At 66.8% G+C, this 24914-nt stretch carries 24 protein-coding genes; 8 read left to right on the plus strand and 16 right to left on the minus strand.

Annotated elements, in window-relative coordinates:
* Window positions 1–8 precede the first annotated feature (8 nt).
* From ACFVV0_RS09315 to ACFVV0_RS09325, 3 genes are read right to left on the minus strand one after another with little or no spacing between them, the layout of a single operon-like run.
* Window positions 9–1001: a Gfo/Idh/MocA family oxidoreductase gene (locus ACFVV0_RS09315; RefSeq protein WP_387061459.1), complete on the minus strand. Its 993-nt coding sequence runs from the start codon at window positions 999–1001 to the stop codon at window positions 9–11.
* Window positions 998–2089: a DegT/DnrJ/EryC1/StrS family aminotransferase gene (locus ACFVV0_RS09320; protein WP_387061462.1), complete on the minus strand. Its 1092-nt coding sequence runs from the start codon at window positions 2087–2089 to the stop codon at window positions 998–1000. The genes ACFVV0_RS09315 and ACFVV0_RS09320 overlap by 4 nt, the downstream gene beginning before the upstream one ends.
* The gene (locus ACFVV0_RS09325) at window positions 2086–2676 is read right to left on the minus strand and encodes an acyltransferase (RefSeq protein WP_387061465.1); all 591 of its coding nucleotides are present in this window, start codon (window positions 2674–2676) and stop codon (window positions 2086–2088) included. Before ACFVV0_RS09325 ends, ACFVV0_RS09320 begins: the two co-directional genes overlap by 4 nt.
* A 200-nt stretch (window positions 2677–2876) precedes the next feature.
* Between ACFVV0_RS09325 and ACFVV0_RS09330 the strand changes: the two genes are divergently transcribed.
* Window positions 2877–4370, plus strand: coding sequence for a DUF2142 domain-containing protein (locus ACFVV0_RS09330; protein WP_387061797.1), 1494 nt, complete (start codon window positions 2877–2879; stop codon window positions 4368–4370).
* Here the strand turns inward: ACFVV0_RS09330 and ACFVV0_RS09335 are convergent.
* Both ACFVV0_RS09335 and ACFVV0_RS09340 read right to left on the minus strand, forming a co-directional pair.
* Window positions 4367–6664, minus strand: coding sequence for a hypothetical protein (locus ACFVV0_RS09335; protein WP_387061468.1), 2298 nt, complete (start codon window positions 6662–6664; stop codon window positions 4367–4369). The genes ACFVV0_RS09330 and ACFVV0_RS09335 overlap by 4 nt on opposite strands.
* Window positions 6664–7128, minus strand: coding sequence for a hypothetical protein (locus ACFVV0_RS09340; protein ID WP_387061470.1), 465 nt, complete (start codon window positions 7126–7128; stop codon window positions 6664–6666). Before ACFVV0_RS09340 ends, ACFVV0_RS09335 begins: the two co-directional genes overlap by 1 nt.
* Before the next feature lie 215 nt (window positions 7129–7343).
* Between ACFVV0_RS09340 and ACFVV0_RS09345 the strand changes: the two genes are divergently transcribed.
* Entirely contained in the window at window positions 7344–8279 is a 936-nt protein-coding gene (locus tag ACFVV0_RS09345; protein ID WP_387061473.1) for an ABC transporter permease, read from the plus strand.
* Window positions 8280–8282: 3 nt separating this feature from the next.
* Entirely contained in the window at window positions 8283–9473 is a 1191-nt protein-coding gene (locus ACFVV0_RS09350; protein WP_387061475.1) for an ABC transporter ATP-binding protein, read from the plus strand.
* Window positions 9474–9513: 40 nt separating this feature from the next.
* Here ACFVV0_RS09350 and ACFVV0_RS09355 read toward each other — a convergent pair whose 3' ends face one another.
* Together ACFVV0_RS09355 and ACFVV0_RS09360 are read right to left on the minus strand one after the other, a co-directional pair.
* Window positions 9514–10461 (minus strand): NAD-dependent epimerase/dehydratase family protein, encoded by a 948-nt coding sequence (locus tag ACFVV0_RS09355; protein ID WP_387061800.1) that lies wholly within the window; start codon window positions 10459–10461, stop codon window positions 9514–9516.
* Window positions 10457–11422 (minus strand): glycosyltransferase domain-containing protein, encoded by a 966-nt coding sequence (locus tag ACFVV0_RS09360; RefSeq protein ID WP_387061478.1) that lies wholly within the window; start codon window positions 11420–11422, stop codon window positions 10457–10459. The genes ACFVV0_RS09355 and ACFVV0_RS09360 overlap by 5 nt, the downstream gene beginning before the upstream one ends.
* Before the next feature lie 102 nt (window positions 11423–11524).
* Here ACFVV0_RS09360 and ACFVV0_RS09365 point away from each other — a divergent pair, with 102 nt between their 5' ends.
* Complete coding sequence (locus ACFVV0_RS09365) at window positions 11525–12403, plus strand: hypothetical protein (protein ID WP_387061482.1); 879 nt, start codon at window positions 11525–11527, stop codon at window positions 12401–12403.
* Between the two features lie 7 nt (window positions 12404–12410).
* Here ACFVV0_RS09365 and ACFVV0_RS09370 read toward each other — a convergent pair whose 3' ends face one another.
* From ACFVV0_RS09370 to ACFVV0_RS09380, 3 genes are read right to left on the minus strand one after another with little or no spacing between them, the layout of a single operon-like run.
* Window positions 12411–13388, minus strand: a complete 978-nt coding sequence (locus tag ACFVV0_RS09370) for a glycosyltransferase family 2 protein (protein WP_387061485.1) — start codon at window positions 13386–13388, stop codon at window positions 12411–12413.
* Window positions 13381–14310 carry an NAD-dependent epimerase/dehydratase family protein gene (locus tag ACFVV0_RS09375; protein ID WP_387061488.1) on the minus strand — a complete coding sequence of 310 codons (930 nt, stop codon included), beginning with the start codon at window positions 14308–14310 and terminating at the stop codon, window positions 13381–13383. The genes ACFVV0_RS09370 and ACFVV0_RS09375 overlap by 8 nt, the downstream gene beginning before the upstream one ends.
* Complete coding sequence (locus ACFVV0_RS09380; RefSeq protein WP_387061491.1) at window positions 14303–15568, minus strand: glycosyltransferase family 1 protein; 1266 nt, start codon at window positions 15566–15568, stop codon at window positions 14303–14305. Before ACFVV0_RS09380 ends, ACFVV0_RS09375 begins: the two co-directional genes overlap by 8 nt.
* 162 nt (window positions 15569–15730) lie before the next feature.
* Here ACFVV0_RS09380 and ACFVV0_RS09385 point away from each other — a divergent pair, with 162 nt between their 5' ends.
* A complete protein-coding gene (locus ACFVV0_RS09385; protein ID WP_387061494.1) occupies window positions 15731–16621 on the plus strand; it encodes a glycosyltransferase family 2 protein in 891 nt (296 codons plus the stop codon).
* Here the strand turns inward: ACFVV0_RS09385 and rfbA are convergent.
* Window positions 16618–17484 carry a glucose-1-phosphate thymidylyltransferase RfbA gene (gene rfbA / locus ACFVV0_RS09390; protein WP_387061497.1) on the minus strand — a complete coding sequence of 289 codons (867 nt, stop codon included), beginning with the start codon at window positions 17482–17484 and terminating at the stop codon, window positions 16618–16620. The two genes, ACFVV0_RS09385 and rfbA, sit on opposite strands and share 4 nt — an antisense overlap.
* Window positions 17485–17488: 4 nt before the next feature.
* The gene (locus tag ACFVV0_RS09395; protein WP_387061500.1) at window positions 17489–18100 is read right to left on the minus strand and encodes a dTDP-4-dehydrorhamnose 3,5-epimerase family protein; all 612 of its coding nucleotides are present in this window, start codon (window positions 18098–18100) and stop codon (window positions 17489–17491) included.
* 71 nt (window positions 18101–18171) lie between these two features.
* On the opposite strand from ACFVV0_RS09395, the gene rfbB reads away from it, so the two are divergent.
* Genes rfbB through ACFVV0_RS09410 form a run of 3 tightly spaced genes read left to right on the plus strand, consistent with a single transcriptional unit; the run spans window position 18172 to window position 21168 of the window.
* Window positions 18172–19161 (plus strand): dTDP-glucose 4,6-dehydratase, encoded by a 990-nt coding sequence (rfbB, locus tag ACFVV0_RS09400; RefSeq protein ID WP_387061503.1) that lies wholly within the window; start codon window positions 18172–18174, stop codon window positions 19159–19161.
* 1 nt (window position 19162) lies between these two features.
* Window positions 19163–20017, plus strand: a complete 855-nt coding sequence (rfbD, locus tag ACFVV0_RS09405; protein ID WP_387061506.1) for a dTDP-4-dehydrorhamnose reductase — start codon at window positions 19163–19165, stop codon at window positions 20015–20017.
* Window positions 20014–21168, plus strand: a complete 1155-nt coding sequence (locus ACFVV0_RS09410; protein ID WP_387061509.1) for a glycosyltransferase family 4 protein — start codon at window positions 20014–20016, stop codon at window positions 21166–21168. Before rfbD ends, ACFVV0_RS09410 begins: the two co-directional genes overlap by 4 nt.
* Window positions 21169–21222: 54 nt before the next feature.
* On the opposite strand, the gene ACFVV0_RS09415 is transcribed toward ACFVV0_RS09410, so the two are convergent.
* The 4 genes from ACFVV0_RS09415 to purE form a co-directional block, all read right to left on the minus strand.
* Window positions 21223–22467 (minus strand): acyltransferase family protein, encoded by a 1245-nt coding sequence (locus ACFVV0_RS09415; RefSeq protein WP_387061511.1) that lies wholly within the window; start codon window positions 22465–22467, stop codon window positions 21223–21225.
* Between the two features lie 134 nt (window positions 22468–22601).
* Window positions 22602–22943 (minus strand): hypothetical protein, encoded by a 342-nt coding sequence (locus ACFVV0_RS09420; protein ID WP_387061513.1) that lies wholly within the window; start codon window positions 22941–22943, stop codon window positions 22602–22604.
* Between the two features lie 97 nt (window positions 22944–23040).
* Window positions 23041–24402 (minus strand): LCP family protein, encoded by a 1362-nt coding sequence (locus ACFVV0_RS09425; protein ID WP_387061516.1) that lies wholly within the window; start codon window positions 24400–24402, stop codon window positions 23041–23043.
* Entirely contained in the window at window positions 24399–24905 is a 507-nt protein-coding gene (gene purE, locus ACFVV0_RS09430; RefSeq protein WP_387061519.1) for a 5-(carboxyamino)imidazole ribonucleotide mutase, read from the minus strand. The genes ACFVV0_RS09425 and purE overlap by 4 nt, the downstream gene beginning before the upstream one ends.
* Window positions 24906–24914: the final 9 nt, after the last annotated feature.

The raw sequence follows: 24914 nt of genomic DNA on the forward strand, positions 1-24914 counted from the left end.
GAGGCTCGTCAGCCGCCGATGCCGACGTGCGTATTGCCCGACGCCGAACGCAGCGCCGCCTCGGCGACCTTCACCGTCTCCAGGCCCTCCCGCATCGTGACGACGTCCTGACGTTCGCCCAGGATGGCGTCGCGGAAGGCCTCGTGCTCGATGCGGAGCGGTTCGCGTTTGGCGAGCGCGAAGCGGATCATGGAGCCCTCGGACACACCGCGGAACGCGACGACCGAATCCCATTCCGTGGCAATGGTCCCGTTCTCGAAGAACGTCAGGTCGCCGCTCAGCGTGTCGGCCTCGAAAGCGCCGCGCTCGCCCGTCACGACCACGACGCGTTCCTTCATGGGCGAGAGCCAGTTGATCAGGTGGTTCGTGACCACCCCGTTCTCGAGCTGGCCGGTGAATGCGATGAGGTCCTCGTGGGGACGACCGCTGCGCGAGGCGGTCCGGGCGTAGAGGGAGTCGAACCGGCTCCGAGACAGCCAGAGGGTGAGGTCGATGTCGTGGGTCGCGAGGTCCTTGACCACACCCACATCCGCAATGCGCGATGGGAACGGCCCCTGTCGCCGGGTGGCGATCTGGTAGACCTCTCCCAGCTCCCCGGCGTCGATCCGTTTGCGGAGCTCCTGCAGGGCGGGGTTGAACCGCTCGATATGACCGACCGCCCCGACGAGCCCCCGCGACTCGAAAGCCTCGACCATGCGCTCGCCCGCAGCCGTGTCGACCGCGATGGGCTTCTCGACGAGGGTGTGAACACCTGCCTCCGCCAATGCGATGGCTACCTGTTCGTGGGCGGTGGTCGGTACCGCCACGATCGCGGCGTCGATACCGACACGGATGAGCGCATCCACCGAATCCACCAGAGCGAGCCCGTTCGACACTCCGAACGGATCGCCGTTGGCATCGGCGACGCCGACCAGCTCGATTCCGTCGGTCTCGCGGATCACGCGCGCATGGTGGCGGCCCATCATGCCCAGACCGATGAGCCCCATCCGGAGATCGCTCATCGGGAACCCGCCAGGGTGTTGACGGCGGCGACGATGCGGTCAAGATCGGCCTGCGACAACGACGGATGCACGGGTATCGACAGCACCTCCCGCGCAGCGCGCTCGGTCTCGGGGAGATCGAGCTCCAGCCCGAACGACGGCAGACGGTGATTCGGGATCGGGTAATACACACCCGAACCGATCGCGTATTCGGTGCGCAACGCCTCGGCGAAGCCGTCCCGGTCTTCGGGAACGCGGATGGTGTACTGGTGATAGACGTGTTCTGCGCCGTCGGCCACGGGCGGCGTCACGACACCGGTGAGGTTCTCGTCGAAGAAGGCGGCGTTCTGCTGGCGGGTGCGAGTCCACCCGTGCACCTTGGTCAGCTGCACGCGTCCGATGGCGGCATGGATGTTCGTCATGCGCGCGTTGAATCCGACGATCTCGTTGGCGTACTGGCGTTCCATCCCCTGGTTGCGGAGCAGCCGCAGCATCCGGGCCACCTCGTCCGCACCGGTCGAGACCATCCCTCCCTCGCCCGACGTCATGTTCTTGGTGGGATACAGGCTGAACATCGCGAACTCGCCGAACGACCCGACCGGCCGTCCGCCCAGGCGTGCTCCGTGAGCCTGAGCGGCGTCCTCGAAGATCTTGAGACCCCGCTCTGCTGCGATGCGGGTGAGCTCGGTCATGTTCGCCGGGTGGCCGTAGAGGTGCACCGGCATGATTCCGACCGTCCGGTCGGTGATCGCGCGCTGCACCGAGCGCGGATCGAGGCAGAACGAATCGGGCTCGATGTCGGCGAAGACGGGTGTGGCGCCGGTCAGGGCGACGGAGTTGGCGGTGGCGGCGAAGGTGAACGAGGGCACGATGACTTCGTCGCCGGCCCCGACCCCTGCAGCCAGAAGACCGAGGTGCAGGCCCGCGGTTCCCGAGTTCACCGCCACGGTGTGCCGGCCGTCGATGAGGAGGTCGGAGAACTCCCGCTCGAACAACGCGACCTCTTCGCCCTGCGCGAGCATGCCGCCGGCGAGGACGGCGTCGACGGCGTCCCTCTCCTCCTGCCCGATGATCGGGCGCGCGGCCGGAATGAAGTTGGTCTCGGTCACTTGTCAGCCTCTCTCAGGATGTCCCCATCCTCTACGTACTCTTCACCGGTCTTCGGGCAGACCCAGACTCCGTCCTTCTGCTCCAGCGGCACGCCGGCGCGACCGACCCAGCGGATCCGCCGCGCAGGTACGCCGGCGACGAGAGCGAAGTCGGGAACGTCCTGCGTCACCACCGAGCCCGCTGCCACCAGCGCCCAGCGCCCGATGGTGACGGGCGCCACGCAGACCGCTCTCGCCCCGATCGAAGCGCCATCGCGGACGGTCACCCCGACCGGGGTCCAGTCCGACGCGGATTTCTGCGTCCCGTCCGGCTCGACCGCGCGCGGGTGCGTGTCGTTCGTGAAGACCACCGCGGGGCCGATGAAGACGCCGTCGCCGATCGCGGCCGGCTCATACACGAGCGCGTAGTTCTGAACCTTGCAGTTGTCGCCGAGACGGACCTGGGAGCCGATGTACGCTCCACGCCCGATGATCCCGTTGACGCCGATCACGACACCCTCGCGAACCTGCGCGAGGTGCCAGATCTTGGTGCCCTCCCCGAATTCGGCGTCAGGTGAGACGTCGGCGGTCGGCGCGATGAACACCATGCTCAGAAAGCTCCTTCCAACGCCCTCGGCCGGACCGACCGGAAGAGCCGCACTCGAAATTACCATCTGCGCGCTGGCATTCCCATTCGACGCCCAGGGGGAGCCGGGGTCTTTGAAGCGATCATCCCCGGGCCTGACGCTACGCTTGTGCAGACGGACGGCGTGGTGCCGCTGGAACGGAACGGATGACAAGCGTGGCCATGCAACCCTCCTCCTGGAAGAGACTTCTCGGAATCCTGGTACCCGTCGCGCTGTTCGCAAGTCTCGTGGCGTGGGGTTTCTCCTCCCCCGTCGGATCCAGTCCCGACGACGACTACCACATGGCCAGCATCTGGTGTGGACAAGGCGTACGCGAGAACCTGTGCGAACCGGGTGACACTCCCGGGGAGATGCGGGTGCCCCAGGCCCTCTTCGACTACGGCGACTGCTACGTCGGCAAGCCGGACAAGTCGGCGACATGCCCGATCGACCCGGTCAGCAACCTGACGTCGACCACGCGAGGCAATTTCAACGATCACGGCTACCCGGGGCTGTACTACGCAGTCATGAGCGTGTTCGCATCCGGAAACATCGGACTCTCGATCCTGGTGATGCGGACACTCAACGCGTTGTTGTTCACCGGCCTCGTGACGGCACTCTTCTTCGTGCTGCGTCCCGGGCGCCGAGGTCCGCTGCTCTGGGGCACCATGGCAGCGAGCATTCCGTTGGGCGTCTTCATCGTTCCCAGCGTGAACCCGAGTAGCTGGGCTTTCACATCGGCCGCTGTCCTGTGGATGTCCGCGTACACCTTCTTGACCGCCGTGAAACGGCGAGACCGGGTGACGAGCGGCATCCTGGCGGTCGCGGCGACGCTGATCGGGGCCGGTGCCCGGGGGGACTCCGCCGCCTACAACGTTCTGGCGCTCGGGATCGCAGCGATCCTCTCCTTCGAGCGCACCCGTCGCTATCTCTACTCGCTCGCTCTGCCCGCGGTGCTGACCGTGATCTCGGCCGCATTCTTCCTCTCAGCCGGCCAAAGCGGGATCCTCGTACCCAGCAGCAGCGAGAGCGCGCAGACACCCACCGAATTCATCGGACTGCTCGGCGTCAACCTGCTGGGGCTTCCTCAGCTGTGGACGGGCAGCCTCGGCACGTGGTCGCTCGGCTGGTTCGACACCACGCTCCCAGCCGTGGTTCCGACGTTCACCTGCGCCGTATTCGCCGGGCTGGCGTTCTGGGGCTTGCGTCGGCTCTACTGGCGCAAGTCGGTCGCGGTCGCGGTGTTGGCGTTCAGCCTCGTCGTCGTTCCGCTCTACATTCTGACGCGCGGTCAGATCGTCGTCGGCGGATACGTGCAACCGCGGTACATCCTGCCGCTGCTCGTGATCTTCGCCGGCGTGATCCTCGTGGGAGCCCGGCGCGACGATCTCGCACTCAACCTGACTCAGCTGGTCGTCGCAGGCACGATGCTCGCCGCAGCGTTCGGAGTGTCACTGTTCACGAACCTCCGCCGATACGTCGTCGGAGCGAGCGCGCACGTGATCAATCTCGATTCGCACATCTCCTGGTGGTGGCCGTCACCCGTGCCGGGCCCGATGGCCGTGTGGATCCTGGGCTCACTCGCGTTCGGCGTCTTCGTCGCAGGCGTCATCGTGTACTCGCGCGTCTCCGCACGCGAGCGCGCATCGATCGCGACGATCGCGTCGATCGGCTAAGACGTCGGAGCGCCCGTCGGGATCTGGTTGGCGAAGAGGTCCACGACGTTCAGCCATCCGTTCCCGCCGAGGGCTGCGTACGCGGCCATCGACGACAGCGGATGCTTCTGCCCACCCTGCAGATAGTAGATGGACCCACCCGGGGTTCGGATGAACTTGGTGGCGTCCGCGCCGACGTTCAACAGTCGGCACGTGTACGAGTCGAGGCTCACGAACGTGAACGGATACAGGGCCTGCAACGTCGGGTCCACCTTGTGGACGGCGCCGCCGGCGCTGACGTAGTTGGTCGTCCCACAGGTCAGGCCGAAGCCGAGGAGCGTCGACGCAACCGGGTAGGCGTCGAGTCGATCCTGGGTTGTGAAGCTGAAGGCCGACAACCCGGCCTCGGTTGCGAAGGCGAAGTTCGACATCGCGATCTTGTTCGTGACGCCGTTGACGAGGTACACCGTCGCGTTGTCGGGCGAACGGGCGAGCGTGTTCGACGTCAGCGCGACCGGGCCGGCGGGGATCGCCGCGACGACCTGCTCGGGCACGACCTTGATATCGGGATTTCCTCCGCCCGCCAAGGCGACCAGCGACTCCCAGGCGCCGACCGGGAGCAGTCGGGTGTCCTGAACGATGTAGACCGTACTGTTCGAGGCGGTCTTGACCATGGAACCGCCGACGATCGTGCCCTGGCTCGGGTAGGAGTCGACGAGGGCTTGCGGAACGACGACACCCTGCAGACTCGCCGAGGAGGCAGCCTGCCAATCGAGTCGGCCCGTCGGGGTCAGGACGGACTTCGCCGACGACCCCGCGACTTGGACGACCCCGGTGAACGTGGTGGAAGCGCTCGGGATGCGTGCGAGGCTCGACGGGTTGAGCGAACCGCTCACACGCGCGTCCGCTCCGGTTGTCGAGGCGACCGACGACGAGACGGAGTACTTGGCCGTGTTCCCGAGATAGTAGGAGCCGCTGCCGCCGCGGGTCGACGCGAAGGCGCCGTCGCGAACGATCGGCTGACCGACCGTGAGACCGGCGACCGCATCCTCGGTCAGCACGTTGTAGCCGCTCGGCAGGCCCGCCGCGGCCTGCGATTGATCGTCGAGAACCTCGCGGGTCGTTCCCTGCGTCACGTAGTACCGCGAGCCGGCCGTCGTTCCCAGCATGGGGCCCATCGCGGGACCGTTCGCGAATCGTGCCATCTGCTCCGCCGTCAGCTGCATGAATCCGGATGTCCCGCACGAGCCGCCGTAGTCGACTACCAGGCCGCACGTCGAGAACGGGAGTTTGATCCCCGCGTCGAAGAAGTAGATCGAGCCGTTGGGGTCTCGTAGCACGCGGCCCGCGGTCTGCTGCGTCGAGAACCCGTCGAGGTAGTTCTGGGAGACATAGCCGACCGGTCCGAGCACCGAGAGCGCGTTCAGCATGACCATGCTCGCGACGGGGTATTTGTTCGTCCCCGAAACGACGAACACCGTGCCGTTGTCCAGGGTGCGCAGGAGCGACGTGGCACCGTTCGGAGATCCGAACCAGTCGGTGAAGATGCGCCAGAAGTTGCGGTTGCCGTAGGAACTGCATCCGTCGCCCGTGCCGTAGAGGTTGTTCAGTGCAGCGGCGTTGGGCTGGTACGGCGTGTAGTTGTAGAGGCCGGCGGTCGCCTGGTTCTGGATGAAGACCGCTCCGGTGCCGCAGGCCGCATTCGGGCTGTATCGCACGTTGTTCACCCGGCCTGCGATGTGGTTCCAGCTCGTCGGGGTGGCGGCGTACCGCTTGAACTGCAGGGCCGCGCTGTAGACCTGGTTGAAGAACCCGTAGTAGAGGGAGTCGCAGGCTGCTGTGTCGGGGCAGCCGTATCCGGTGGCACTTCGATACTGGCTCGCCTCCGGCGAGCTGTCTGAGACGAGGCTCTGCTCCTTCTCGAGGAGCACGAGGAGCGCCCGCTGGCTGATTCCGCAGGCGACGCCGACCTTGGCGATGATGGTGGCCGCCGATTCGGAGGCTGCGCCGGTGTACGCGTCGCACCGGCCGCTGACGGCGGCCTTGGTGGTCGTCGCCTGGCTGTACGACTTGAGGCAGGTGTAGCCGGCGGCACAGTTGGCGACCTTGCTGTTCAGGACGCTCTGCACCTGGGCGGCGTTCAGCGCCTGACCGTCGAAGAACATGGCGTCGCTGATGATGTTGCCCGGGTCGAACAGCCGGGCGTCCGCCGTCGCGCTCGCGGGCTGGCTCGCGACTCCCGCGAAGCCGGTCGCGCTCAGCACCGAGCCGATGAGTGCGACGATGGCGGCAACTGCGATGATCCGTGCGCGCATCAGGGCACCTCCAGAGTGTTCGTTTGCGACGTGTACTGCTTGCCCTCGACGTCGAAGGCCAACGTCACTTTCCAGGTCCCGCGGGTGAAGCTGGCGATCGGCACCTGCGACGTGCCGCACGAAGTCGAGTCGCGATCGGCCGTGACCTCGTGAGTGACCGTCACCGGCGACGCAGTCTCGTGGGTGAACGTGAACGTGCACTCGCCCTGCGACTGGATCGTTCCCGAGACATATCCCGAAACCGACACGTTCTTTCCGTCGACGTCCACACCGGCCACGACGATCACGGGCTCGATGGTGCTCGACGGGGATGGTGTCGGTGTCGCCTCGACCGACGAGTTCGGGCTCGCCGACTGGGCGGAGTCGTTCGACGCGTCCTGGCCGGCCCCCGTGCATCCGGCGAGCGCAAGAGCGCACGCCAAGGCTGCGACGAGCGCGCTCGAGCGCAGGATGCGCGGTTTCACACGAACTCCAGACGGGTCGGGGGGTGGAGTGTTCGTTTCGAGGCTATATGGCGCGCATCGCCCTGTCACGGCACTCAGCACGCCGACACGGCCCCCCAATGGAGGCACGCGCCAAGCAAACTCCCGGGATCGGGCGAGTTAGACTCCTCTGTGTGCTGCGCCCGAACGAACGCATGCCCGTCCATTCATCCCCTGCAGATAGTCGAGGTACCGTCATGACATCCACTGTCGACGCGGATGCCCGCGCAGCCTCCATCGAGAATCTGCCGATGCAGTACGTCGGCCAGAAGTCGGGGTTCGTCCGCGGTACCCGCCGCTCGTTCGCCGACATCTGGGCGCACCGCGAGCTTCTCGGCCTGCTCGTCCGGCGCGAGCTCAAAGCCCGGTACAAAGACAGCAGCCTCGGCATCGTCTGGAGCCTGTTCCGGCCGCTCGCCCAGCTCCTCATCTACTACTTCGCCATCGGGCAGGTGCTCGGTGCCGCGAGGCAGACACCCGACTTCGCGATCTTCGTCTTCGTCGGACTCACGATGTGGGGGCTCTTCGCCGAGATCATCACGGGGAGCACCACGGCCATCCTGGCCAACTCCGGACTGGTGAAGAAGGTCTACCTTCCGCGCGAGATCTTCCCGCTGAGCGCGATCGGCGGGGCGCTCTTCAACTTCCTCGTCCAGCTCGTCGTTCTCGCGGTCGCGATCTTCGTCCTCTCGAGCGTTCCCTTCGCACCGGGCATCAACATCCTGCTCGCGCCCCTCGCGGTCGTGACCCTCATCGTCTTCGCGACGGCGGTCGGACTCGTTCTCTCCGCCATCAACGTCTACCTCCGCGACACCCAGCACCTCGTCGAGATCGCCATCATCATCCTGTTCTGGGCGTCGCCGATCGTCTACTCCTTCACGTACGTTCACAAGCTGCTCGGCGGAAACTGGCTCGAGCAGCTCTACCTGGCGAACCCCGTGACCATCGCGATCATCTCCATGCAGAAGGCGCTCTGGGCGGCCGGTTCCGACCCCGCGAGCACCCCGCCCCAGTACTGGCCCGCCCACCTCGCCCTGCGTCTGCTCATCACTCTGGTGGTGAGTCTGGTGCTGCTGTGGCTCTCGCAGCGCGCCTTCTCCCGCCTCCAAGGAAACTTCGCTCAGGAGCTCTAGGACATGGCCCACCCCTCTCTCGTCAGCGTCAAGGACGTCTCCAAGCGCTTCGTCCTGCACAAGGAGAAGTCGCTCAAGGAGCGCATCGTCAACTTCGGCGCATCCCGTCGGCACAAAGATGACTTCTGGGCGCTTCGTGACATAAACCTGGAGATCCCCGTCGGGAGCACTGTCGGCCTCGTCGGCCACAACGGATCGGGAAAGAGCACCCTGCTCAAGGTCGTCGGAGGCATCATCGAGCCGACGACGGGAACAGTCGCCCGCCGTGGCCGGATGGCGGCCCTCCTCGAGCTCGGTGCCGGATTCCACCCCGACCTCACCGGTCGCGAGAACGTCTACCTCAATGCGGCGATCCTCGGCCTCACCCGCAAAGAGACCGACCGCTACTTCGACGAGATCGTCGACTTCTCGGGCATCGAGTCGTTCATCGACACCCAGGTGAAGTTCTACAGCTCCGGCATGTACGTGCGACTTGCATTCGCTGTCGCCGTGCACGTCGATCCGGATCTGCTGCTGGTCGACGAGGTGCTTGCGGTCGGCGACGAGCCGTTCCAGCGCAAGTGCATGGACAAGATCGAAGAGTTCCAGCGGGAAGGCCGCACGATCGTGCTGGTGAGCCACTCCGCCGAGCAGGTCGGCCGTCTGTGCGATCGGGTCGTCGTGCTCAACCACGGAAATCTGCTCTTCGACGGCGACCCCGCCGACGGGCTGCGCGTGCTCCGGTTCGGATTCGAGCGGGAGCGCCTCGAGCACGACCGCACCCACAGCTCGAGCGCGCCGAAACCGGCTGCCCGCATCACGAGCATCGATGTGGTCCACGACTCCGTCGAGGAGACACCCGTCGTCAAGGCGGGCGCCGACCTCGTGCTCGAGTACACCTACGAACTCGACCGCCCCCAGCCGGCCCTCGTCGCCGGCATCGCCATCGAGACGGCGAACGGCCAGCCGGTGTACGGCGTGAACACGAAGATGCTCGACGTCACTCTCCCGACCACGCCGGGAACGCACACGGTGGAGCTGCGGTTCCCGCGCCACACGCTCGGTTCAGGCAATTACATCGTTCGCGGAAGCCTCGAAGAGTTCGCCGGGGCGTCGCTCGACCGGCTCAACCCTGCCGCCACGTTCGAGGTGGACGAGCCGCAGCACGGCTCCGGCCTGATCCGGCTCGACGTGGAAGCCTCGATCGCCGGCTGACGCCGATGGCCGGTGTCCCGGCCGACACCGATCGACCGGCTCAGCGAGCGCCGCCCGACACCCACTGCCACTGCTCCGTGAGCCCCTCGCGGAGCGAGCGCCTCGGCTCCCAGCCGAGCGCGGTGCGCGCCAGCTCGTTCGAGCCACCGGTCCGGAAGACGTCGCCGAGCACGGCGTCGAGGTACGTGACGTCGAGTTCGCGACCGGTGATCTCGCGGATGGTCTCCAGCACTTCGTTCACCGAGACGCTCGAGCCTCCGGAGAGGTTCATCACCGGCGGCATGGGCCCCTCGGCGTTCACAGCGAGGATCAGCGCGTCGACGATGTCGCCGACGAAGGTGAAGTCCCGGATCTGCTCGCCGTCGCCGTAGATCGTGATCGGGCCGCCCTCATCCGCCGCGCGCAGGAACCGGGTGAATGCCATGTCCGGGCGCTGTCCGGGGCCGTACACCGTGAAGAAGCGGAAGGCGACGGTGTCCAGATCGAAGTTCGCACGGTAGAGGTTGACCAGGTGCTCCCCGGCCAGTTTCGTGACACCGTACGGGCTGAACGGCTGCGGCAGCGCCCGTTCGTCGGTGGGGTAGCTCTCGGCCTGCCCGTAGATCGAGGACGACGAGGCGTACACGAAGCGGGGACGCCGCTCGAGCCCCTTCACCGCTTCCAGGAGGCGTTGGGTCGCCTCGACGTTGGCGTGCGTGTAGCTGTCGAACTGCGAGCCCCAGGAACCGCGGACACCGGGCTGCCCCGCGAGGTGCACGATCGCGTCCACCTCGAACCCGGCCAGCTGATCCGCAGTCACGGTCACGAGGTCGATCTCCACGAAACGGAAGGCGGGCGAGACGAGTCTCGCCAGGTTGGCCCGCTTGATGGCGGTGTCGTAGTACGGCGTGACCGAGTCGACCCCGACGACCTCGTCGCCCCGGGCGAGGAGTTCCCTGGCGAGATAACTGCCGATGAACCCGGCGGCGCCGGTGACGAGAACCCTAATCGGTCGGCCCTCCTGATCTCAGTCGCCGCAAGCGGGTGCCGACAGCGCGGATGGGGCGGGTCATCCGCCACGAGACGCTGTTCCTGATCGAGTTGATCTCAGCGCGTGCCGCATTGGCACGCCCCTTGGCATCCGTCAATTCTAGCTGCGTCGCATCGAGCCGGGCCGCCGCCTCGGCCTCGACATCGTTCACCTTCTGCGCGACGGGCTGGAGAGCGGCGATCTCCCGCTCGAGGCGTGCGATCTCGGCGAGCATCGGGCCCGTACGGCGACCCGTCGCCACGCCCATGCTCGCGCGGCGCTTGACGTCCACGGGCCAGCGATGCCACTGCGAGGCATTGTTGTCGAGGTCGATGACCTTCGGCGCGACCGGCCCGATCGAGAAGGCGACGTTCGCGGACAGCTGGTCCCGGCGGGAGTACCGCAGCACATGATCGAACCAGATGTGCATCGTGGCCGCCACGTCGTGCGTGTGCCGCCGCGCGATCATCCCGTTCCAGGTCGGATGCTGGAGCAGCACATCCGGATACAGCTCGGCGTAGTGCAGCAGCTGCTCGTTGACGCGGCCGGCATCGTCGTAGTTCAGCCGGACCACCTCGTCGAACTCGTCGATCACGCGTTCACGGAAGCTGTGGCTGGCGAGGGTGAAATCGGCGTCGGCGAGGAGGGAATCGAGGATCTGCTCCGGCGGCGCTTCCAGGTGCACGGAGTTGTCGATGTAGAGGGTCTCCTCGAACGGGGCGAGGTAATCGTGCCCACGGATCTTGAACTCACGCTGACTGCGCACCAGATCGAACGGGAACAGCGGGGTCACCGGGACGATGGTCCAGGTGTCGCTCGTGACGTCCGGACGATCGGTGAAACAGACGAACGGCAGGTCCGATTCCCGTGCCACAGGTTGTTCACTGAGCTCCTCGTAGCCACCGAGAAGGGCGGTGTAAACCGCGCGGCGTGTATTCATCAATCATTCTCTCATCGGGTCGGGTATCCGGCGGGCTCGCCTTCGAGCGACCGGGTTCCCACCGGCAGACCCCGTCTACTCTAGCCGGATAGACTCTTCGGCATGTTCCGTCGCACGCGCACTGTTCATTTCGTCTACGCGGAACGATTCCAGCACTCCGGCTCGACCGTGATGCGAGGTCGTCAGCTCAGCGGTATCGCGGGCGAAGCGCTCGGCGACAGCGCCACCGTGTCGTACACATCCCTCGATGCGCCGATGCGCAACGCCACCCTGTTCCTGACCAAGGGCGCCCTCATGGCTGCGACGCCCGAGCGGCTCCAGGAGCTGAAATCCGCCGGCAATCGCTTGCTGTTCGATGTCGTCGACGAAGTGCCGCCGCCGACCACCCGGGGCTACGCCGATCTGATCGTCGCCGCATCGATCACGGCGTTCATCGACCTCCAGCGGGACTACCCGACGATCGAGGTCGCCCTCGTCAATCACCACGTCGACCCGCGCCTGGCGAAGCTCCCCACGGGCCGCCCGGACGACCGGATGCGCGCCGGATACTTCGGCGAGCTGGTCAATGCCGTGCTCACGCCGGAGATCGAGCAGCTGGTCACGCCTGTCTTGGTCGACACCTCGTCCCAGAGCGACAGCTGGCTCTCCCGTCTCCCCGAGTTCAATCTGCACTACGCCGTGCGCCTGACGCGCGGCGCCGATCACCACAAGCCGTTCCTCAAGGGATTCACCGCTGCCCACTGCAGCAGCAACATCCTGATCCAGCGGAGCCAGGCCGAGGCCGTGCTCTGGCTCGGCGAAGACTATCCCTACCTCCTCGACGGCGAGCCGACGCCGGCGGACATCCTCACGGCGCTCGAGCACGTGCGCGACGACTTCGGGTCGGCCGAGTGGATGCGCGGCCTCGACGCGATGCGCGACATCCGGGAACGTACGTCGGCGGCACGCATCGGCGCTGAGGCGGCCCGCGCGCTTCGTTGAGCCGGGCTCAGCCGCGCTTGCGGGAATGCTCGAGCGAGCCGGCCTTGACGGCCTCGTCATCGGTGACGTCCACCAGGGTGGAATCGCGGTAGCTCCGCCACTTGGCGATCTGATATGCGGGGTTGACCGCCAGCCAGTACAGCCGCCGTTTCCAGCTGAAGTCCGGGTCGCGCAGGATGCGCAGGGTGTCCCCCACGACGCCGCGGAGGGTCAGCCGCAACTGCCCCGCCCGGCTCATCGGCGGAATGGGGAAACCGATCTGGCGCAGACCGACGGTCTCGTCGAAGATCCGGCGACCGTACTCGTCGAGCGTCAGATCGTTCGAGTGCTCGACCGCCGCGCGACCGGCGTATGCCTTGCGGTAGCCTGCCTCGATCAAATCGCGACCGAACAGCTGATCCTCTGCGTATCGCACATCGCGGTAGGGAATCGTGTCGACCAGGAAGTCCCGGCGGGCAGCGGAGTTGACGTCGGAGTAGAAGCTGATGGCCCCGAGAACGCCGTCGTCGCGCACGAAGTCGTCCTTGTAGAAGACGGTCGTTCCGAAGTCCGGTCCGAAGCCGGCGAACACGCCCTTGATCTCGTACTTGAGCAGCGGGAAGCAGTTCGCCCGGGGAACCTGCTTGCCCATGACGGCGACGATCTTCTCGTCCATGGCGAAGGGTGCGAGCAGCTCTCGCAACCAGGAGGTGTCGGTCGGGATGGCGTCATGCGTGAGGTACGCGACGAACTCCCCGGCGGCGAGCTGGGCGGCGAGGTTGCGGGTTCGACCGTGGCCGAACTCGGAGTTCGCGATCTGGTGCAGCCGAACGGACGGGAAGTCGGCGACGATCCCCAGAGTGGAGTCGGTCGACCCCGAGTCGATCACGAGGATCTCGACCTCACCGTCGACCTCCTGCTTCCCGACCATCTCGAGGATGCGTCGCAGGTAGGTCTCGCCGTTGTACGTCAGGATGGCGACGGTTGCGACAGGACGATCAGCCATTCATCTGCTCCAGGATCTCGGCGTAGGTTCTCGCCACGCCCTCGTCGAGGCTCGTCAGCGGTCTCGAGCCGAACTCGGTGACGAAACGGGTGGGATCGAGGACGACTCGGTCCACGAAGGTGGCGGGCCGGGGGCGTTCCTCGATGACGAGTTCGCGTCCGGTGACCCGGGCGAGCGATTCGAGGATCTCGGAGACCGAATGCCCGACGCCGCTGCCGACGTTGTAGAGGTCGTGCTCCGGCTCGACGCCGATCGCCGAGGTGAGCATGGCCGCCAGGTCTTCCACATAGACGTAGTCCCGCACCATGCTCCCGTCGCCGAAGCGCACGACGGGGCGGTCGAGCGCGATCTGACGAAGGGCGATGGGGATGAGTCCCTGCTTCTTGTTGACGTGCTGCCGGGTGCCGTACGGGTTGGAGATCCGGAACGCCGTGGATGCGAGTCCGTGGCGCACCTGGAAGTAGGTGAGGTAGTGCTCGATGGTGAGCTTGCCGATGCCGTACGGCGAGACAGGAAGTGCCCTGTCCGTCTCCGAGTACTCCGACTTGCCCTGCTCGCCGTAGATCGCGCCACCCGTGGAGGCGAAGTAGAAGCGCGACACTCCCGCCGCCACGCAGGCTTCGAGAAGCTCGATGGTCTGCGCCACATTGGTGCGCACGTCGAGAGTGGGGTCTCCCTCCGCGGTGGCCGGTGTCGTGGTGGAGAGGAAGTGGAGCACGTAGTCCTGCCCGGCGACCGCCTCTTCGAGGTCGGCCCTCGACAGGAACTCCCCTCGCATCAGCTCGACGCCGGAAGGGTCGAACGTCGGGCGCCCCGAACTGAACCGGTCGAACGCCCGCACCGTGTGCCCTGCCGCCGAGAGGGAGTCGACCAGATGCGATCCGATGAAACCGTTGGCGCCGATAACGACCGTCTCAGCCACGCATCGCCCTCTCGAAGGCGGCGACGAACTGATCGCCGGAATCCTGCCAGTTGACCTCGGCGACCGACTCCGACATCGCGATGGACCGCTCCACCGCATCCGGGCGGTCGAGCGCCTCGGCCAGCGCGCGCGCGATCGCCATCGGCGAGGCCGGCACGTACTCGATGTAGGGGTTGTCGGAGACCATCCGGTTGTTCTCGCCGTCGTTGACGACCGGCGTCACGCCACTGGAGATGAGTTCGAGTGGGAGCAGCGACATGTTGGACAGCGAGAGCACCAGCCCGGCGCCGCAGCGGTTGTAGATCCCGTTGAGCTCGGAGATCTCGAGACTCGCGAGGTTCTTGTACGGGAACGGGACCTTCCAGTTGGAGACGTCCCAGCCCGCGAGGTTGATCGTCACATCCGGCTTCAGCGAATGGAAGTCTTTGAGGGCGAGCAGACCGAACTCGAACGCCCGTCGCGGGGTGACCGGCCGGGCGTAGAAGAAGATCTCGGTGCGCCGGTCGGTGTTCGTCACGCTGTAGTGGCGCTTGTCGACCGCGAAGTCGAACGAGTCCGTCGTCATGCCGAACCGCTCGTTCAGCGTGTGGGCGAGCCACCCACCCGCCGTGATCCCGTGGAAGCCGAAGCGGTAGGTGTTCTCCGCGAGCAGCGACTCGGTTCCGAGCGGGTAGAAGCTCGACTCGAGGTCCTGCACGAAGTAGAAGCGCCGGGCCCTGGAACCGTCGAGGTACGCGGGGTACGCGGTCTCCCATCCGGTTGCGAACAGGGCCTGGGTCTCCGGCTTCACGCCGATCTCGGAATCGTAGACGACGATGTCCGCGGCGAGCTTCGGGTAGGCGTCGGTCGATCTGAGCATCCCGTGCACGTCGTCAATGCTCACCTGGCCGGCCGCGGAGTAGAGGTAGATCGTCGAGCGATGTCCTGCCTTCTCGGCGAAGTCGATGAACCGGAACAGATTCTGGTGACCGCCGCTCTCCTTTCCGGGAGGCGACATGATCCAGGCGATCTCGACCGGTCCCTCACCGACAGTGATCGGGTCCCCGTGCTGCGGGAGGCGGATCGTCCAGTCGACCTGAGCGGCGTCTTCGGTCTTCACGAGCATCGCCGGGGTGTTGACGGCGAGCCTCTGGTGCGCCTTGGCCAGGACCCGGGCCGAGAACGAGCGCGGGCCCTCGTCACGAAGAACGCGGAAAGGACGCAGAATCGAGCGCGATGCCTTACGGGAGAACGTGCCGAAACCCTGGTCCCGGATCACTCGGATGCTTCTGCTGACCTTGTTCACTCATACTCCCGACCATCGATCACGACGTTTCAGGCGCCGCCGAACCAGCGGCAAGTGTACCAAGGCCGCAGTGCCGGGTTGCTGAGTGCCTCCGCTCTTCGCGTTGCTCCAGCCCAGGACCTTATGCTGAGGGGGATGTCATCCGAGCCCTCCCTCTCTTCCGTCGCTGTTGTGACCGTGAGCTACAACTCGAGCGCTGAGATGGCGCCGTTCCTGTCTTCCGTCACTGAAAGCGAGGGCGCGCCCGTTCGAGTGGTCGTCGCCGACAACGATTCCGCCGACGCGTCGGAGACCCGTCGCATCACGCTCGACGAGAAGGCGACGTTCCTCCCGACGGGCGGGAACCACGGCTATGGCGGAGCCATGAACCGCGGGGTCGCCTCCCTCGGGCCCGACATCGACGCGGTCCTCATCTCGAACCCGGATGTGGTGATCCACCCCGGCGCGATCTCACGGCTCCTGGCCGTGCTCGCTTCGTCGGAGTCGATCGGAGCCGTTGGACCGCGCGTCCTGAACCCGGACGGGTCGACCTACCCGTCGGCCCGGGCCCTCCCCTCGCTGCGGTCGGGCATCGGTCACGCGCTGTTCGGAGAGATCTGGCCGACCAACCCCTGGTCGGCCTCCTATCGCGTCGATATGAGCGATGTGAGCGCCACCCGTGACGTCGGCTGGCTCTCCGGTTCGTGTCTGCTCGTGCGGCGATCGGCGTTCGAGGCGATCGGCGGATTCGACGAGGGCTTCTTCATGTACTTCGAAGACGTCGACCTCGGCCGACGACTCCACGAGGCGGGCTGGCGCAGCGTCTACGTCCCCGACGCCTCCGTCACGCACACGGGTGCCCACTCCACGTCGACCGACTCGGTCAAGATGATCAGGGCGCATCACGCGAGCGCATACCGCTACCTGAAGAAGAAGTACCCGTCGGCCCTCTACTCGCCGATCCGGCTCGCGCTGCGGATCGGCCTCGCCGCACGCGCGCAGTACCTCATCATCCGCGCGCGGCGACGCCGCTCGTCCGTCGGCTAGTCGACGTTCAGCAGCCCGGTCAGATAGGTGCCGTACCCGCTCTTCACGAGCGGCCGCGCGAGCTCGGCAAGCCGGGCGTCGTCGATCCATCCCGCGCGCCAGGCGATCTCCTCGATGCAGCCCACCTTGAAGCCCTGACGGTCTTCGATCACGCGCACGTACTCGGACGCCTGCATCATGGACTCGAATGTGCCTGTGTCGAGCCAGGCGGTGCCTCGATCGAGCACCTGCACCTGCAGTTTGGCGTCGGTGAGGTACCGCTCGTTGACCGTCGAGATCTCCAGTTCGCCGCGCGCGCTGGGTTCGATGGTCTTGGCCAGTGCGACGATCGAGTTGTCGTAGAAGTAGAGGCCAGGCACCGCGTAGTTGCTCTTGGGTCTCGTCGGCTTCTCCTCGATCGACAGCGCCTTGAAGTCGTCGTCGAACTCGACGACGCCGTACGCCGTCGGATTGCTGACGTGGTATGCGAAGATCAGCGCGCCGTCGATCTCGTTGTGATCGCGCAGCGACGAACCGAGGCCCGCGCCGTGGAAGATGTTGTCACCGAGCACGAGCGCCACCGACTGGTCGCCGATGAACTCCTCGCCGATGATGAAGGCCTGCGCCAGCCCGTCGGGCGACGGCTGGACCGCGTACTCCAGGCGGATGCCGAGCTCGGAGCCGTCACCGAGCAGGGCTTTGAACTGCTCGTTGTACTCCGGCGTCGTGATGATGAGGATCTCGCGGATGCCCGCCATCATCAGTGTCGACAGGGGGTAGTAGATCATCGGCTTGTCGTAGATCGGCATCAGTTGCTTGGAGATGCCCTTGGTGATCGGCCAGAGCCGGGTGCCGGATCCGCCGGCCAGGATGATTCCGCGCATGCGGTTACTTACCTCCGTTGTCGAGGGTGGCGTAGAACGCACGAGCGGCATCCCAGGTCGGAAGGAGCCCAGCGGCGGCCGACTCGGCCAGCCCGGGAGCGTCGGTGTCTTTCGGCGAGAGCAGCAACTCCCCCGCCTCGGCGGGGAAGACCAACGCGATGTCGGCGTCGAGGGGATTGATGCCGTGCTCGGCGGTCGGGTTGTAGACGTCGGAGACGAGATAGCTCACGGTCGCATTGTCGGTGAGCGCGACGAAGCAGTGACCGAGCCCCTCGGCGACGTAGACGGCGCGACGGTCCTTGTCGTCGAGCAGGACGCTGTCCCACGCACCGAAGGTCGGTGAGCCGACCCGGATGTCGACGACGAAGTCGAGCACAGCGCCGTACGGTGCCGTGACGTACTTGGCCTGGCTCGGCGGCACGTCGGCGAAGTGGATTCCGCGAACGGAGCCCCGCCTCGAGACGGAGGTGTTTCCCTGCCGGAGGTTCAGGCTGTGACCCACGGTCTCCTCGAGCCGGTCGAAGCGGTACCACTCCAGAAAGACGCCGCGGTCGTCCGCGTGCTGTTTCGGGGTGATCTCGTAGGAGTCGGGGATGGCGAGTTCGCGGATTTGCACCCGGGGAGTCTACCAATCAAGGCGCGACGGTAGACTCAAACGCGTTTGTCGACAGAAAGCACCCATCTCACATGAAGATTCTCGTCACCGGCGGCGCCGGTTTCATCGGCTCCAATTTCGTCCGTCGCACCCTGCAAGACGCGTACCCGGGCCTCGAGGGCGCTGAGGTCGTCGTCCTCGACGCGCTCACCTATTCGGGCAACCTGCAGAACCTCGCGTCGGTCGCCGACTCCCCTCGCTACACCTTCGTCAAGGGCGACATTCGCGACGGCGGGCTGCTCGACGAGCTCTTCCCGTCGCTGGATGCGGTGGTCCACTTCGCCGCCGAATCGCACGTCGACCGCTCCGTGCGCGACGCCTCCATCTTCGTCGAGACCAACGTGCTCGGCACGCAGCAGCTGCTCGACGCGGCCCTGCGCAACAACCTCGACCGGTTCGTCCACGTGTCGACGGATGAGGTCTACGGCTCGATCGCCGAGGGCTCGTGGGCCGAGGACCGCCCGCTCGAGCCCAACTCGCCGTACTCCGCGTCGAAGGCCGGCAGCGACCTGCTCGCCCGCAGCTACTTCCGCACTCACGGCCTCAATCTCTCGATCACCCGCTGCTCCAACAACTACGGGCCCTACCACTTCCCCGAGAAGGTCATCCCGCTGTTCGTCACGAACCTGATCGACGACAAGCACGTGCCGCTCTACGGCGAGGGCAACAACATCCGCGACTGGCTGCACGTCGACGACCACACCCGCGGTATCGCGATGGTGCTGACCAACGGCCGCGCCGGCGAGATCTACAACATCGGCGGCGGCACCGAGCTCACCAACAAGGAGCTGACCCAGCTGCTGCTCGACGCCACCGGCAAGGACTGGTCGTATGTCGACCGGGTCGCCGACCGGCTCGGCCACGACCTGCGATATTCGGTCGACATCTCCAAGATCCAGTCGGAGCTCGGCTACGAGCCCCTCGTGCCGTTCCAGCAGGGTCTCGCCGACGTCGTTCAGTGGTACCGCGACAACCGCTCGTGGTGGGAGCCGCTGAAGGCGCGCGCGGCGCTGGACAACTGACGTGACGCGCTACCTGATCACCGGGGCGGGCGGGATGCTCGGAGCCGACCTGCAGCGCGCCCTCACCGGCCGTGAGGTCACGGCGCTCTCCCGCGCCGACCTCGACGTGACCGACCTGGATGCGGTGCGTGCCGCGGTCGTCGGTCATGACGCCATCATCAACGCCGCCGCCTACACGAAGGTCGACGATGCCGAGACCGACGAAGAGCTGGCGTACTCCGTCAACGCGACGGGAACGCAGAACCTCGCCATCGCCGCGGCGGAGACGGGTGCGAAGCTGGTGACGATCTCCACCGACTACGTCTTCGACGGCGCGGCGACCTCCCCCTACGACGAGAATGCGCCGCGTGACCCGATCAACGCGTACGGTCGCACGAAGGCCGCCGGCGAGGAGCTCGCACTGGCCGCACATCCGGACGGCACCTACATCGTGCGCACCGCCTGGCTGTACGGCGCCGACGGTCCCAACTTCGCGAAGACGATGGTGCGGCTGGCCGCAAACCACGAGACCGTGAGCGTCGTCGCCGACCAGCTCGGCCAGCCCACCTGGACCGGTGACCTGGCCGAACGCATCGTCGCGCTGCTCGACTCCGACGCCCCCGCGGGCATCTACCACGGCACCAATTCGGGCGAGGCCACGTGGTTCGAGTTCGCCAAGGCGGTGTTCAGCGAGGCCGGATTGAACCCTGATAGGGTCACACCGACCGACAGCGCACAGTTCGTACGGCCCGCTCCTCGTCCGTCGTACTCCGTTCTCGGTCACTCCGCGTGGCAGGCCGCCGGCCTCTCGCCGATGCGGGACTGGAAGGAAGCACTGGCCGACGCATCACGTCACGGAGTCTTGGAAGCAGAATGACAACCCTCAGAGTGGTCGTTGATGAGCTCATCGGCGACGGCTCGTCGGGAGCGCAGCGCTACGCGGAAGAGCTGACCAGGCAGATCATCGCGACCGCCCCGGCGGGGACCGAGGTCGAAGGCGTCGTGTCCAACCTTCCGCAGGAGACCATCGACGAGCTCACGGCCCGCCTCCCAGGGCTCGCTCGCCTGATCAAGCTCCCGCTCGCCCGGCGCGAACTGACGGTGGCGTGGCAGTCGGGTCTGGCCATTCCGGGAGCGCGAGGGATGATCCACGCCCCGAGCCTGCTCGCACCGCTCCGCAAGCACGATCGCGCCGACGGCGATCAGACCACGGTGACGATCCACGACGTACTGCCGTGGACGCATCCGGACTCGCTGCCGTCCACGACCGTCATGTGGCACAAGGCGATGGCCAAACGGGCCCGCAAGTTCGCCGATGCGGTGGTCGTGCCGACGCACGCCGTCGCCGACAGGCTGATCGAATTCGTCGACCTGGGCGACCGCATCCGTGTGATCGGCGGGGCTCCGGCGACCACGCTGAGGCTGCCACCCGATGCAGACGAACGCGCCGAGCGGCTCGGGCTCCCGCACCACTACGCGTTCACGCTCGGCTCGATCCAGCCGCGCAAAGGCATCGCCCCGCTCATCCGGGCCGTCGCACGGCCGGAGGCGCTCGGGATCCCGCTGCTCATCGCGGGCCCCGACCGCTACGGCGACGGGTCCGCCACCGGTGTCGCGGCAGCGGCGGGTCTTCCGGAGGACCGGGTGCGCGTTCTCGGTCAGCTCGACGACGCCGACCTCGCCGTCGCACTCGACCGCGCGACCGTCTTCGTCTTTCCGAGCGTTGCGGAGGGCTTCGGCCTTCCCATCGTCGAGGCGTTCAAGTTCGGTACCCCGGTCATCCACTCGGACGACCCCGCCCTCGTCGAGGTCGCCGGCGGCGCGAGCCTGATCGTGGAGCGTCCCGAGCAGGGTACGTCTGCCGCCGACGACGAGGGCTACTCGGAGCGCCTCGCAGCCGCCATCGGCCGCGTCCTCACCGACGAGGCGCTGCGCGCCCGCCTTGCCGTGCTCTCCGCCGACCGCGCACGCGCATTCAGCTGGCGCGACTCCGCGGAGCGCGTCTGGCAGTTGCACGCCGACCTCTGATCCGAGGCTGCGTGGCCGCCGGCGAGGCGCGCCGGGTCGCCTGGGCTCCTCCGGTCAGCCGGCGTCGACGGATTCGCGCTTCGGGGCCTCGATGGCCTTCGGAGCGACCTCGGACTGCTCGGACCGGCCGAACGACGCACGGTAGCGCTCGGACGCCCAGGCGCCGATGGCCCTGGACCAGCCGTGGCTGCGCTTCTCGACGAGCCAGGTGAATCCGACGGCGACCAGGATCGCGACGGGAACCGCGAACAGCAGCGGAACGTACCAGGCCGCGCCGGCGAACAGGTACGTGCTGAAGATGATGATCGGAACGTGCACGAGGTAGAGGCTGAACGAGATCGCGCCGACGAACTGGAGCGGCTTCGACTCGAACAGCGCGCGCAACGGAGCCCAGCCGATCGCTGCGACGACGATCGCGGCGGCGCCGAGCGGCGCCAGGCCCTTGAGCGCGTGATTCAACTCGGTCATGTCGGCGATGTTCGGGCCGAACAGCCAGGGCGCGATCATCAGCATCGAACCGCCGAAGGCCAGGACGAACCAGAACAGGTGCCGGCCCTTTCGGGTGTTCATCCGGTCGGCGAAGTTGCGCACGGCATCCAACCGCACCGCGAGCACCGCGCCGACGAAGAACGCGGGCAGATAGCTGAGGGCGCCGGAGTCGGTCCGCACACCCAGCCAGGTGAGCACGACAGCGCCGGCGAGGCCGGCGACCCACCACTTGCGCATCGCGAGGGCCGCGATCACGAAGACAGGGAGCGCAAGCGAGAAGATCAGCTCCCAGCGCAGCGACCAGAGCGGGTTGTTGATCTGGCCGTCGCCGCCGAGGAGGTCCCACGCCTTGACGATGTACTCCCAGCCGAAATTCGGCGTCGACGAATCGGTCAGCCAGGTGCCCTTGGGCTGCGTGCTGATCTGCGGGATGGCCATGACGAAGGCGGCGGCCACCACCACAGAGGCGATGACCGGCACCATCAGGCGCACGACCCGTCGTGGGAAGTAGGCGATCCAGTCGAAGCCGGCCTTCCGGACGACCGGCAGAGTGACCACCAGGCCGCTGAGCACGAAGAAGAGGATCACCGACTCCCAGCCGGCCGTGGCGAGCTTCAGCGGGGTGTAGCTGATCCACCACATCGGGCTGCCCACCGTCACGCTTCCAGACCCCGGAGTCCCCGGGAATGCGGGATTCGTATACAGGGAGTGATGTGCAAGAACGATCAGCGCGGCGAGCCCGCGCACTCCGTCGAGAGCGGCCAGCCGCCCACCCGTTTTCGCATTCATCTTCACACCAGTACTCGACATAGGCGTATGACGGTACCCCTGGATACTGTGGAGACTCTGTGCCTCCAATAGGGGTCACGTGTGCGATCGCGCTCCAGGGCTGAGCAGCGCTGAGCAGCGCTGAGCCACCCCGGCCCGGCCCGGCCGGGCCCGGATCAGCTGGACCGCAGCAGCCGCGCCAGCGCCAGCCCGGCCGCTGACACCAGCGGAGCCGCGGCGATGACCAGCGCGACCGGATTCGGGCGGAACGTCGGCCCATGGGGCCCGCCGATGTAGGCGCCGATCGGTATCGTGTAGCCGCCGCCACCGCCGCCGCTTCCCTCGCCTCGCGTGGAGCCATCCGGATCGTCACCAGACCCCTCGCCGCCTCCGAAGCCGAAGACGACGATCGCGACGGGGAGGATGTCGTGTCCGTCGAGCGTGGTCTTGTCGCCGTACGCGAGCCGCGCACCCCAGGAGGGCACGGAGTCAGCCAGTCTCTCGATGAGGTTCGTCATGGGTCGACCGTACGCGCGTCCGTGGCCGGCGACCAGAGGCAGTGCCCTTCGACGCCGACGGCCCTGGCGGAAAGACGATCTGCGTCGGCGGCCGACACTACTTCGAGGACGTCGGGGAAGGCGTGGCCGGAGCCACCGCATCCCGCACCAACTGGTGGATCTGCGTGTAATCCGGATGCGTCGGATCGATGGTCGGCGGCACCAGCTCGAGCTGTTTCACGGGGAGTTTGCGGGTCTTCATCCCGAGGTCGACGAAGTAGCCGAGCATCGACTGGGGAATGTCGGTCTTCACGACCTGCGTCCCCGCATCGGCGATGCCCTCGAACTTGGAGACCACGTTGACCGGGTTGACCTGCTTGAGAATCGCATCCTGGAGCTGGCGCTGGCGCATCATGCGGTCGTAGTCACTCGTGCCGTGGCGCGAACGGGCGTACCACTGAGCGTAGTAGCCGTTGAGGTGCTGCTTGCCCGGCTGGATCCAGTCGACGACCCCGTTGAGGTTTTCGTCGCCGCCGATCGGCAGTTTGTCCTTAACCGTGATGTCGACCCCGCCGAGCGCGTCGACGAGATCGGCGAAGCCCTGCATGTCGATGAGCACGTAGTACTGGATGGTGAGGCCGGTCGCGCCCTCGAGCGCATCGCGCATCGACTCGATGCCCGGGTCGCTGTTCTGCGACGTCGCGGCGGGGTACAGATCGGATTTGTACACCGTCACCTCGGTGTAGATCGAGTTGAGCTGGCAGACGTCGACATCGCATCGGCCCTTGAAGCCGTAGCCGTCGGGGTAGAGCGTGTGCATCGGAGAGTCGGACGGGAACGGCACGGGGTCGAGGTCGCGCGGAAGGCCGATCGTGACCGCCTGGCCGGTGTTCGCGTCGATGCTCACCACCGACATGCTGTCCGGACGCAGGCCGTCGCGGTCGGGGCCGGCGTCGCCGCCGAGCAGCATGATGTTGTAGCGACCGTCGACCGGCGGCTGCGACGGGCCCGCCGAGAAGATGTCGCCCAGCGCCCCCCGCGCCGAGCCGGCCAGGACCGATCCGTAGCCTGCGGTGCAGGTCAAGCCGACCAGGACGACGACAGCCGAGGCGGCGATCCACCCTCGGGCGTTCGCCTTCGTCTTCACCAGCCGCACAAGCCGAAGGGTGTCGAGGGTGAGCACCACCCAGAGCACCGCGTAGAGCACGAGCACGATCTGCGCGGTCCAGAGGCTGACCGCCTGCGTGAACATCGTGTAGATCACGGTCGGCCAGATCAGGTAGACCACCAGCGCGGCCAGTGCGAGAACCCAGAGCAGTCCCGTGGCGATGATTCCGAGCCGGCCGAGCCTGCGATCGCCGGCGAGCACCTGCACCGACCCCGGCAACAGGATGTTCAGCCCGACGAGCCACCAGGCCCGCTTCGTCATCGTGGGCGCGGATCCGGTGTCCGGAAAGCGGAGCGGGCTCGCAATGCTCATAGTCGGTCTTTGAGCGCCTGGTTCTTCTGCTCGACAGCGGCCTCGAGGTCGGCGGCATACGTCTCGAGCGCGGACGCGAGCTGCTCGTCCGAGGTGGCGAGGATGCGCACCGCGAGGAGCCCCGCGTTCTTGGCCCCGCCGATCGAGACCGTGGCGACCGGGATCCCGCCCGGCATCTGCACGATCGAGAGCAACGAGTCGAGGCCGTCGAGCCGAGCGAGCGGCACGGGGACCCCGACGACCGGGAGGGTCGTCACCGACGCGAGCATGCCCGGCAGGTGCGCCGCACCGCCGGCACCGGCGATGATCACGCGGATCCCGCGGCCGGCGGCCCTGCGGCCGAAGTCGATCATCTTGTCGGGCGTGCGGTGCGCGGAGACCACTTCCACTTCGTGGGCGACGCCGAACTCGTCCAGGACCTGCGACGCATCCTGCATCACCGACCAGTCCGAGTCCGACCCCATGTAGATCGCTACGCGCGGGTTGCTGGACGTGACGGGCATGCCGTCAAT

This window comes from Leifsonia sp. NPDC058230, from assembly GCF_042882245.1.
In the GTDB taxonomy this organism is placed as follows: Bacteria; Actinomycetota; Actinomycetes; order Actinomycetales; family Microbacteriaceae; genus Leifsonia.